This window comes from Bradyrhizobium sp. SHOUNA76 (assembly GCF_023006445.1).
Taxonomy (GTDB): Bacteria; Pseudomonadota; Alphaproteobacteria; order Rhizobiales; family Xanthobacteraceae; genus Bradyrhizobium.
Genome location: NZ_JALBHA010000186.1, coordinates 1 through 10,774, shown reverse-complemented (window position 1 = coordinate 10,774; position 10,774 = coordinate 1). Strand labels below are relative to the sequence as shown.

General features: G+C 62.8%; 8 protein-coding genes and 1 pseudogene. 6 read left to right on the top strand and 3 right to left on the bottom strand.

Annotated features, from left to right (window positions below; all coding sequences use genetic code 11):
• Positions 1 to 493, top strand: a pseudogene (gene fliI / locus MOV74_RS19700) (flagellum-specific ATP synthase FliI); the annotation flags it as partial.
• Positions 494 to 1,231: 738 nt separating this feature from the next.
• Positions 1,232 to 1,867, top strand: a complete 636-nt coding sequence (locus MOV74_RS19695) for a MarR family winged helix-turn-helix transcriptional regulator (protein WP_246925815.1) — start codon at positions 1,232 to 1,234, stop codon at positions 1,865 to 1,867.
• Positions 1,868 to 2,733: 866 nt separating this feature from the next.
• Here MOV74_RS19695 and MOV74_RS19690 read toward each other — a convergent pair.
• Positions 2,734 to 4,317 (bottom strand): porin, encoded by a 1,584-nt coding sequence (locus MOV74_RS19690; protein ID WP_246925814.1) that lies wholly within the window; start codon positions 4,315 to 4,317, stop codon positions 2,734 to 2,736.
• A 517-nt stretch (positions 4,318 to 4,834) separates the two neighbouring features.
• On the opposite strand from MOV74_RS19690, the gene MOV74_RS19685 reads away from it, so the two are divergent.
• Positions 4,835 to 5,314 carry a MarR family winged helix-turn-helix transcriptional regulator gene (locus tag MOV74_RS19685; RefSeq protein WP_246925812.1) on the top strand — a complete coding sequence of 160 codons (480 nt, stop codon included), beginning with the start codon at positions 4,835 to 4,837 and terminating at the stop codon, positions 5,312 to 5,314.
• A gap of 24 nt (positions 5,315 to 5,338) precedes the next feature.
• Here the strand turns inward: MOV74_RS19685 and MOV74_RS19680 are convergent, their stop codons facing one another.
• Positions 5,339 to 6,349 (bottom strand): alpha/beta hydrolase, encoded by a 1,011-nt coding sequence (locus MOV74_RS19680; protein ID WP_309486816.1) that lies wholly within the window; start codon positions 6,347 to 6,349, stop codon positions 5,339 to 5,341.
• Between the two features lie 761 nt (positions 6,350 to 7,110).
• Between MOV74_RS19680 and MOV74_RS19675 the strand changes: the two genes are divergently transcribed.
• Positions 7,111 to 8,175, top strand: coding sequence for a ketopantoate reductase family protein (locus MOV74_RS19675; RefSeq protein ID WP_246925806.1), 1,065 nt, complete (start codon positions 7,111 to 7,113; stop codon positions 8,173 to 8,175).
• Positions 8,176 to 8,203: 28 nt separating this feature from the next.
• On the opposite strand, the gene MOV74_RS19670 is transcribed toward MOV74_RS19675, so the two are convergent.
• Positions 8,204 to 8,788: a LysE family translocator gene (locus tag MOV74_RS19670; RefSeq protein ID WP_246925803.1), complete on the bottom strand. Its 585-nt coding sequence runs from the start codon at positions 8,786 to 8,788 to the stop codon at positions 8,204 to 8,206.
• 266 nt (positions 8,789 to 9,054) lie between these two features.
• Here MOV74_RS19670 and MOV74_RS19665 point away from each other — a divergent pair, with 266 nt between their 5' ends.
• Both MOV74_RS19665 and MOV74_RS19660 read left to right on the top strand, forming a co-directional pair.
• Positions 9,055 to 9,891, top strand: coding sequence for a YkgJ family cysteine cluster protein (locus tag MOV74_RS19665; RefSeq protein ID WP_246925816.1), 837 nt, complete (start codon positions 9,055 to 9,057; stop codon positions 9,889 to 9,891).
• Between the two features lie 103 nt (positions 9,892 to 9,994).
• Positions 9,995 to 10,774: ATP-binding protein (locus tag MOV74_RS19660; protein WP_246925800.1), on the top strand; the 780-nt coding region annotated here is incomplete at its 3' end.

The following is a 10,774-nucleotide window of genomic DNA, read 5'->3' as shown; positions in this document are numbered from 1 at the left end:
GGTCGCGCGCGGCTACGCGCCGACGGTCTTCACCGACCTGCCGCGCCTGTTGGAACGCGCCGGCCCCGGCGAGGAAGGCACCGGCACGATCACCGGGATCTTCTCCGTGCTGGTCGACGGCGACGATCACAACGAGCCGATCGCCGACACCATCCGCAGCACGCTCGACGGGCACATCGTGCTCTCCAGGCACATCGCCGACCAGGCGCGCTATCCGGCCGTCGACGTTCTGGCCTCGGTCTCCCGCCTCGCCCACAACGTCTGGGACCCCGAGGAGCGCGAATTGGTGAGCAAGCTGCGCACCATGATCGCCAAATACGAGGACACGCGCGACCTTCGCCTGATGGGCGGGTATCAATCGGGACGTGATTCGAGCCTCGACCAGGCGGTCGACATCGTTCCGAGAATCTACGGCGCGATGCGGCAAGATACTTCGGCTCCTCCGAGCGCCGATCCGTTCCGCGAGCTCCGGGACATGCTCAGGGGCGACTAGCAGATGGAGGGGCCTAGCCGTCGCGCATCGCTCCTCGTTATCGACAGACGATTGTGCATGCGCGCCACGCTTCCAGCGCATGCACGCGCATAGCCGCCACTGATTTCGATTGTCCGCACATCCACCGTTCGGGTGACAGGATCGCACGGTGACGATCGAAGGGGCGATTCGAGGTCTACAGTCGCAACAACCAACGCGGGCAATTCCTGTGAGTTCCCTCGACCATTCCCCGACCGAACGTACAAGTTGTGGATGACTTGGCGGTATACGTCGCCGTCATGCACAAGCTTCGATCAACTTGCATCAACGACAGACAATAACGCGCAATGCAATCAAACCGTCGCATAGTTGCGTGCATGTTGCTCGTCGCGAAACGTATTGCTTCACCATCATGTGTTCCGACGAGCGGGATTGTCTTGAACGTTACATTCGATTGCAACGACATCCATCCCGCGAGTGTCTTGACTTGATTTTGTTGAGAAGCTCATTCATCGTTTCGGTTGAATACAAGAAACGTCTGCTCGTGACTTGAACTTTAGGGGCTTCGGTTGAACTACTCCGATCCATCGTCTGCTGGCGGCGGCAATTCGGGCTCCCGTGCGACGACGACGCTAGAGCTGGACACGATTTGCTCATCGGACACCTTCAGCCGTCCGGCGTCTCTCGGCGGATTCGTGAGCCAGGACGCAGCGCGGCTTCGGGGCGCCGCAGACGAAGTTCCGGGGACGAGGTAGATTCATGCCATTGGCGCGAGAAGCCGTCGAGCTGCTGGTTCAGGCGGCGAGGGCTTGGTATTTCGAAGGCAATCAGCATGGACTGCGTGATCGGGAATGGATGGCGCTGCGTTTTCTCGGTCGCGCGAACAGGTTTTCGCGCACGCCGTCCGCGCTCGCGGGCTTCATCGGCGCAACCAGAGCGACTGCATCGCAGATCGTGAAGACGCTGGAGAGCAGGTCGTTCCTGGTGCGGAAGCCGTCGCATGAGGACAAGCGTTCCGTCGTCCTGCACGTCACCGCCCAGGGCGAGAAATGCTTGAGCCAGCACGACCCGATCAATCACGTGGTGAATGCGGTCACGGCGCTCGGGAGCGACGAATGCGTCAGGCTGCGCGACTCGCTCCGCGAGGTCCTCAATCATCTCGACGCAGCTCATCAGCGGCTTGATGCCAGCGTCTGCCGGGACTGCATGTTTCTCGCCGAGCGCGGACCGGGCACTGGCAAGGGACGCGCAAGCGCCGAATTCATGTGCCGGCTGTATCGCGCTCCTGTCTCGCTCGAGGAGACGGAACTTCTGTGCACCAGTTTCGAGCGCACTCGCGACCGCCCGAAGATCGAAGAGCATCTCGACCGCGCGCGGATAGCGAGCCAGGGCTGACGCGCGCCCCGACGATGCGCGTGAATTTGCTTCTGGCGTTGCGGCGCTGAGCCGGGATCGCGAAGGCGACGCGGTGGTGCGCGGTGAGATGGGCCCCTCTCTCAACGTCGTCATTGCGAGCGCAGCGAAGCAATCCTGAGTCTTTCCACGGAGGGATTCTGGATTGCTCGTCGCCAGCACAAATTTGCTTCGCAGTATTGTCGCGGGCTCCTCGCAATGACGAAATGTGAGGCGATAGCTCGTTCTCCAAGCGACACTGTCGTTCCCCGCCTTGTGCGCAATTGCGCACTGGAGCGGGCGATGACACCGCGTGTGTGGCTGCTGCAGTGTCGTAGGGTGGGGCAAAGGCGCATAGCGCCGTGCCCACCTGGTCAATCTCGGTGCAAGCATGGCGGGCACGCTACGCTTTTGCCCACCCTACGATATCGAATTTGTGACGCGTAGCGCGACTCACAGAAACGCCTTCGCAGCCTCGCGGCTTGTTCGCCCGAGCTTTGCTTCGTCGCTCCACCCTCAAGTGCCCGCCCGGCCACGCCTCGCGTACCGACGCTGCCGCGTCCACCGCAAGCCCGGCGCGCGATGCGTGACGACACGAGATCGCCCCTCTCGGATGAGCCGGGATGGGCGACACATACGCAAAATCGAATTTCGATAAAGTGGAATACTTTCGGGGCGGAGAATTGACAGAGGCGACACAGCAAGGTGCGTAGCCCGGATGAGCGCAGCGACATCCGGGATCCCCGCAACTGACGTCCCGGGTATCGCTGCGCTCACCCGGGCTACGGAGCGGATATCACCTAAAACCCGCGCACAAAAAAACACCCGGCGGTTGCCCGCCGGGTGTCGTTAGGATGTCTCGACAGATCTTACCAGTTGCGCTGAGCGCGGAGGATCATGGCGACCGAGTCCTGATCCTTCAGCTGGTAAACCGCGGTCGGCTTGGCGGTCGTGACGTTCGGGACGAGACCAACCGTACCGGAGTACTTCTGGTCGAGATGGGTCCAGGAGACGTCAGCCGAGAACGTCAGGTTCTTGACCGGGGTCCAACGGGTGACGACACCCAGCTGGCCGATCGCGAAGTCCGGGTTACAACCCGTCACACCTGCCAGGCCGCCGAACACGCCGCCAGCACCGCCGGCGCCGCAGAGGGTGGTCTTGGCCAGGGTACCGAACTGGGCCTGAGCGTAGGCACCGTAGAGCGAGGAGTTCCAGGAGGGATCCCAGTTGTGGGTGTAAGCGCCACGGAAGCCCCAGGTCTTGACGGTTTCCTGCGAGCCGCCGGTCACGAACACCGTGTCGGGAGCGCTGGCGAAGCCGAGGCTGCCGTACGCGCCAGCAATGCCCGAGCTGCCGTACAGCGCGTAGCTGCTGCCCGCCAGGTTCTGGAAGTTATAGCGTGTCGCACCGTCGGTGTAGACGCCCTGGATGTTGATCGTGTCACCCGCGCCGGTCGGGATATTCTTGATCGACAGAGCGAGCTGCACTGCCCAGCCCCACTTGTCATCGGGGTGGCCGGTGGCCTCGTTCGCCCCATAATAACCGACGTGGTTGTCATGCGCCGCCACCGACGCCTGGAAGAGGCCCCAGGCCTGGTCGACGCGCACCTGAGCAACCAGGTTCGGCGAACGGGTGCCGCCGATGGCGTTGGTGCCGTACGAGCCGCCGATCATGCCGCCCACGGTCGCGCCGGTCATGTTGACGTTGCCGGCCTGATAGTAGGCCGAGACGTCTTCAGCCGAGAACGACGCCGTCACGCCCTGACCGAAGTCGGCGGTGTAGGTGAACTGGTTGACACCAGTGACCGTGCCGCTGCCGCCGACGAGGTTGTCGGTGAGGTTGCCGGGATAGTTGGTCCAGGGCGCGTCGAACTGCGACACGGCCTTACCCATGGTGAAGCCGGCGAACTGGATGAAGGCGTAGTACACGCCGAGCGCACCGCCCGAGGTGTTGCCGTCGGTGCCGTTGATGTTGCCGCTGCCATTCGAACCGACGAGGGCGGTGCCCGCGGCGTTCAGACCGAGCGTACCGCTGTACTGGGTGGCGCCCGTTGCCGAACCGGTGGGGGTATAGTTGCCGCTCGTCCAGGTGAAGACCGCATCGAAATAGGTGCGGACCACGCCGTACTCGGTCGCGGTGCGGGTGTCGATGTTGAGGTTTTCACGAGCGCGGAAGGTGTAGTAGTTCATCATCCGGTTGCGAGCACCGGCCGTACCGCTCAGGTTCGGATTGAAGTCCGTGTTGGAGCCGAGCACGGCGTCGGCGCGCACGTAACCACCGAGCTTGATGCAGGTGTCGGTGCCCGGGATGTAGTAGAAACCGGCGCCGTACAGCGAGCAGATCTTCACGTATTCGACGGCCTTGGCCTTCACGGGAAGATCGGCTGCGAACGCCCCGGAGGCGGCCATCAGGCCGGCAGCCGAGCCGAGAAAGAGTGTCTTCGTCAACTTCATTAGTAAACCTCCAGGTCGGTTCAGGGGGCTCGGCTCCTCGGTGGAGGCCGCTTGACCCTCTCAATTTCCGTTCAATTCAGGTCCGCACTGAAGGTCCGGACTGAAACGACAGTGAGGTGCCCCCCCTCCGTCGTGACCTCACATATAGTTTATAAAAACAATCACCTCAATTCATTGATTTAGTGAAGCGCAAGTTCAGAAGGGGATGTTGCCGGCGCGCAACAGGGGAGGAGGCGCACGGTACAAGTAGCTGCAACAAAAGAAAAAGCCCTCAGGGGGCATCCCGAGGGCTTTCTTGGAGGTCTCACATCGCCATCCATTGACAGTGGTCAAGAGCAGCAAATTCTGAGTACTGATGACGTAACTTGATTAATTGTTTTTTGCAAGCATTAAAGCGCTGCCATCATTTCCCGAATGAAGGGTTCCGCGCACGATCTTGAAGACGGCTCGCCAATATCCCGTTAAAGAGCGATCAGGGACAAAAACAAAAAAACAATGAAGGCAAGCGGGGGGACGCATGATCGAGAAGAAGCTCGACCGGGCGATTACAGACTTCATCTGGAACGTCGTCGAAATTCACGCCCAGCTGGAAGACATCCACACCAGCTGGGCCCGCCTGTTGGGCATCACCGAGCCGCAATGGCTGATCCTGATGGCGATCACGGAACTGGACGAAGGCCGAGGCGTCGCTGGAATCGAGATTGCGAACAAGCTGCGCGTTCACCCGGCCTTCGTGACGAACCAGACCAAGAGCCTCGAAAAGAGCGGCTTTCTATCGCGCCGGCCGGCAGCGGACGACGCACGCTTCGTCCTGATGTCGCTGACGGCGAAGGCGACGACGGAAATCGAGAAGCTGTCGAAGAGGAAGCTTGCCTTGAACTCGACCATGTTCAACGAGTTCGACGAGAAGTCCCTGGCTGAGTTGAACGCCGCGCTTGCGAAAATTGCCAAGAACGCCCGGCTGGCTGCCCGGTTGCTGGCAATCGACGCGTCGTGACCCGCCGATGCGCCGCTGACGCTGCTACAGGTAGGTGACGGAATCCAGCTGGCGGCCGGCTCCCAGCTTGCTGTCGAGCCATTCGAGAATGAAATCGTCGACAGCCACGAAATTCTCGACCTCGCCCAGTGGATGTGGGATGCAGTTCGGCACGACCGTCGAACAGTCCGCTCCGGCCTGCTGATAGCCGGTTTGCAGCGCGAGCGCGTCCTCTTCCCACACCATCGAGCGACTCCCGACGACCACGAGAAGCGGGCAAGGTATGCGACGCGACGGCAGCAGCCAATCCGGCGGGGTCGCGGCCTGCTCGACGCCACTCTTCCGACGTAGCCATGCCCGGCGCATGATCGGTGTCGCGATGCCGCCGTCGCACACTGCGGCAGCGATCCTGCGATCCGACAGGGCAAGGCGGGACGCATGACTGGCGCCTACTCCTTCGCCATAGACTGCAATCCGTCGCGAATCGACGTCCGGGCGAGCCCCGAGATAGTCGAGCCAGCATGCAAGCATATGCTCCGGCCTGAGGGGGCGACGGATGGACGAGTTGCCCGCATGAACGATCAGAAGCGATATGTTCCGGCGGCAGAGGGCCGGCGACAATCTGCTCATCATCTCGCTCAGGGCGACCTCCTCGTCGGCGATGCAGATCAGGACGGGGGAAGGCCCCTGATGGAACGCCGGCCGGAAGAGGCCGGTCAACGGCCCTTGATCGAGGCCGTCTATTTTCACATTCTGGATCGCCGGACCGACCTCATCCTCCAAGCCCCGCAGGCCGATATCGAGCCTGTCCGTGAGGTCGCCATCCGCGAGATCTCCCGGACAAGACACACTTCGCGCGACTTCGAGCGCCGTCAGCGAGCACAGCCACGCTTCCAGGGCAATCGGGGCTGACTCGTCCCTTCGCCCGGATTCGGCGGATATCCGGTAGTCGTCTGCGACCCTCAACCAGTCCGAAACCCACAGATGCCTGGACGTCTCTCGCGCCAGATCTGCGACGGACAGGCTATCGAAAAATTCGGACGCGCGGTGGCGCAAGCGTGCCAGGCTCGCACCCGCGCCATCGCACGAGCCGTGAGGCCAATGATCACATTCCATGTCAGTCCCCCGACGGCGCAGTCAGCGAATACCAAGACTTGAATTATCAGGGCTTGGATTCCCCAGACTTGCCGGCTGCACTTTCAGCGGAGCGCTAGACGAAATTGTCGGTCGGCAAACGAGCCGGTGCGGATACGAAATCCAACCCGGCTCACCTCAATCGTCACGCTGCAGCTCCAGTGCTGATAGTTGGTTAGGGCCCCACGCCATACTGCCATTTTCGCGGTTCGGAGTTGTAGTTTTTTGTTGCAACCGAATGAGTAAAATTTGGATCGCGCTTGATGACGGAGGAGGCACAAACGTCTCAGCATCCTCATGAATTTTCATGACGACAGTGTACTTGCCGCTGATCACGATCTCGCGAGAATCCGGCTGCTTGTCGCCCCGTCGATACCGAACTCGTGGTCACGCGGTTTGCGCTGGGGCCGCGCAACAAATGCCATCTTTTCGAATTTCGGCTGATACGAATAGCCTCACCGCGCAGGCGGAGCATCCTCTTGCTGATCCCGTCCCATGGATGACGGTCTTTCCCTGCAGCGGCGGTGCTCGCGGCTCACGCGCGAACGAAGCGGGAATATCGGCAGCATCTTGTATGCATTATCCCAGTTGCCATCCCCGCGCACTTCGCTTTACATGCCGGCAACTCGCCCGCGGATGACGGCCGGGACTCAAAATCGCACACATTGTCAAAGGGACGGAGCATGGCGCGCAACATATTGATTCTGGGGGCTTCTTACGGCTCCCTGCTGGGCACGAAGCTGCTGATGGCGGGGCACAACGTGACCTTGGTCTGCCGCGCCAAGACTGCGGAGCTGATCAACCGCGAAGGTACCGAGGTGCGCATCAAATTGCGTGACGAGGCGGCGCACCGGGCGATCTTCTCGCGCAACCTGCCCGGCAAGCTCGACGCCGTGACCCCGGCCAATGTCGATCTCTCCCGCTACGATCTGGTCGGTCTGGCGATGCAGGAGCCGCAATACACCAACCACACCGTGCGCGTTCTCATGGTCAAGATCGCCGCGGCGAAGCTGCCGTGCCTGTCGATCATGAACATGCCGCCGCTGCCCTATCTGAAGCGGATCCCGGCGCTCGCCGACATGGATCTCGAAGAGGCCTACACCAATGCGCAGGTGTGGGAGCGGTTCGAGCCGGGCCTCGTGACGCTGTGCTCACCAGACCCCCAGGCATTCCGTCCGCCGGAAGAAGCCGCCAACGTGCTGCATGTCGGCCTGCCCACCAACTTCAAGGCGTCGGTCTTCGCAGACGAGAAGCACAACAAGGTGCTGCGCGAACTCGAATCCGACATCGACGCGGTGACGCTCGACGGCCACGACGTGCCGGTGAAGCTGAAGGTGTTCGATTCTCTGTTCGTGCCACTGGCGAAATGGTCGATGCTGCTGACGGGCAATTACCGCTGCATCACGCCGAGCGAGCCGCAGTCGATCCGCGAAGCCGTGCATGGTGACCTCCAGCGCTCACAGACGATCTACGACCATGTCGACGCCATCGCGCGCCGCCTCGGCGCCGATCCGCAGGACCAGGTGCCGTTCGCGAAATACGCCAAGGCCGCCGAAAGCCTGCTCAAGCCGTCATCGGCGGCGCGCGCGGTCGCGAGCGGCGCGCCCTTCATCGAGCGCGTCGACCTGCTGGTGAAGCTGATCTCGCATCAGCTCGGCGTGCCCAATGCCGAGATCGACCGCACGGTCGACACCGTGGACCAGAAGCTGAACGAGAAGATCGTGCAGGGCGGCTCCGGCGCGCAATAAGCGCTTTCGTTTCCAGCGAAGCGTGGCTTCAAGCCGTCAGGAAGGATTGAAGCCAGATCAGGCCGGTCACGGCAACCAGCGTGACCGCACCGGCGCGCGTGACGAGGTCGGGATGCCCGAGGCGACGGGCGCCACGGCCGAGCGTTGCGCCCAGAGTGATCCACGCAGCGCCCGCCGTGAGAATCTGCAGCGCGATCACGCCGAACCAGGGCAACAGCTCGAGCGGCCCGGCCTCGAGCGGCAGGAGCAGGAAGGCAAACACGAGCGCTTTCGGGTTCAGCAGCGTGGCAAGCAGCACCTGGCCGAACCTCACCGGCGCACCGTCGCGCCGCTCGCGTGTGTTGACGCGCCAGAGCATGAAGGCGAGACACAGGATGTAGACGGTGACCGCGACGCGAAGCGCGAGCGCCGCGATTGGGATGTCGCTGACGATGGGGCCGAGCGCGAGCCGCAGCAGCGCAATGGCCAGCAGATAGCCGCACAGCTCCGCTGCAAGCAGGTGAAGCGAGCGCGCAATGCCGATCCCCGCGCCCGATGTCGCGAGCAAGGTGTTGGTCGGGCCGGGCATTGCCAGCAGGACATAAGTGGCAGTGAAGAAGGTCAGGAAGGTCATGCGCCTGAGCTAGCAGGCCCCGGGCCAGGTTGATTTGATCTTCATCATCGAATCCGGTCCGCAAAGGCCGGAATCGGCGCGTCTGGTCCGAACCCGACCGTCCTCATGGTCGCCGATTTGCGAAAAATTTGCATCCATGCGAGGTCTGGCCTTACGTAACGGCAGCTGCCGGGATGCCTCGGCAGATACTTCAGATGCCGGTTCCGGGCAGCAGGTTCCAGATGCCGGCGATGCCGGATGATGGGCGAAAGAACAAGTCATCGAAGATGGATCAGTCGACGTTGCAGGTCGTTCGCGCGGTGGAGGCCGGCGCGACAACCATGAAGGGTGTGATCGACGCGACCGGATTGTCCCGTCTCAAGGTCGAGCGCGCGTTGAACACGCTGGAGAAGCAGAAGCTGCTGGTTCGCGACGGCCAAGGCTTCAAGGCAAGCCAAGCCTTCAAGGCAGCCGGCGTGCCGAAGGCGGCGCCGCTGACCCGACAATGCGGATCGTGCAACGCCTGCTGCGACGTTCTCGAAGTGGCCGCCGTCGACAAGCCGGTGAACCATCTTTGCAAGCACTGGGAGACCGGGACCGGCTGCACCATCTACGACCGCCGCCCCCAGATGTGCCGCTCCTTCGTCTGCGCCTGGCTGCAAGGCCATCTCGACGACGACTGGTTCCCGGCGAAGTCGGGCATCATCGTCCATTTCAGCCAGGATGCCGTGAACGTCACGGTCGACGACCATTGCCCCGATCGCTGGCGCGAGGAGCCGTATTTCAGCAAGCTCGCCGAATGGTCGCTGAATGGGATCAAGCGGATCGGAAACCGGGGCTATGCCACCCTCGTCGTCTCCGGCGCCAACCGCTTCCTGCTGCTCGGACGCACCGTCGTTCCCGAGCCGACGCTGTTCGGCACGGCCTTCGTGCCGCTCACGGCCGACACGTTCCGGTTCTGGCGGGCGACGTCGCCGGAGCATTTGCAGCGATTGCATGAGCGGATCGCCGAGATGGAGCGGATCAGGCAGGAATTCGGCTCCTGCGTCATCCCCGAGAACGAGGACGACGATCCGCAGGCCCCCTATCGGCCCGCACTTCTACGGCAATCGAATCACGCCTGAACGCCACCGTGGGCAACGCGGCATGATCAGCCCCGCGCCGCTCGACGCGACGCGACGGGATTGATAAGCCCCTGTCCGCGAATGACGGGGACTTGAGTCGGGCATGACAGTTGCGATCGAGATGGGGCAGACCACGGCGGGCGCCGCGGCCGCCATGGACCTCGAGGAACTCTTGGCGACCCGCCTCCTGGTGCAGGGCAATTCGGGCTCCGGCAAATCGCATCTGCTGCGGCGGCTGCTGGAACAGAGCGCGCCCTGGGTGCAGCAGGCCATCATCGATCCCGAAGGCGATTTCGTCACGCTGGCCGAGCGCTTCGGTCATCTCGTCATCGAGGCCGAGGATCACACCGAGCGCGGCCTTCAGGTCGCCGGCGAGCGCGCGCGGCTGCATCGCGTCTCCACCGTGCTCAATCTCGAAGGCCTCGACGCCGAGAATCAGATGCGCCGTGCGGCCGCGTTTCTTGGCGGGCTGTTCGACGTCAACCGCGACCATTGGTATCCGATGCTCGTCGTCGTCGACGAGGCGCAGCTGTTCGCGCCGGCGGTTGCGGGCGAAGTCTCGGACGAAGCGCGAAAACTCTCGCTCGGCGCGATGACCAACCTGATGTGCCGCGGCCGCAAGCGTGGTCTCGCCGGCATCATCGCGACCCAGCGCCTCGCAAAGCTCGCCAAGAACGTCGCGGCGGAAGCCTCGAACTTCCTGATGGGCCGGACCTTCCTCGACATCGACATGGCGCGCGCCGCCGATCTGCTCGGCATGGAACGGCGGCAGGCCGAAGCCTTTCGCGACCTCGAGCGCGGACAATTCATGGCGCTGGGGCCTGCGCTGTCGCGCCGTCCGCTGCGTCTAAACATCGGTCCGACCGCGACCAGCCCGCGCTAT

Bases quoted from the DNA above. Each gene is read 5' to 3' on its own strand.
- MOV74_RS19695 (WP_246925815.1), top strand. From the start codon at position 1,232: ATGCCATTGGCGCGAGAAGCCGTCGAGCTGCTGGTTCAGGCGGCGAGG.
- MOV74_RS19690 (WP_246925814.1), bottom strand. From the start codon at position 4,317: ATGAAGTTGACGAAGACACTCTTTCTCGGCTCGGCTGCCGGCCTGATG.
- MOV74_RS19685 (WP_246925812.1), top strand. From the start codon at position 4,835: ATGATCGAGAAGAAGCTCGACCGGGCGATTACAGACTTCATCTGGAAC.
- MOV74_RS19675 (WP_246925806.1), top strand. From the start codon at position 7,111: ATGGCGCGCAACATATTGATTCTGGGGGCTTCTTACGGCTCCCTGCTG.
- MOV74_RS19670 (WP_246925803.1), bottom strand. From the start codon at position 8,788: ATGACCTTCCTGACCTTCTTCACTGCCACTTATGTCCTGCTGGCAATG.
- MOV74_RS19665 (WP_246925816.1), top strand. From the start codon at position 9,055: ATGGATCAGTCGACGTTGCAGGTCGTTCGCGCGGTGGAGGCCGGCGCG.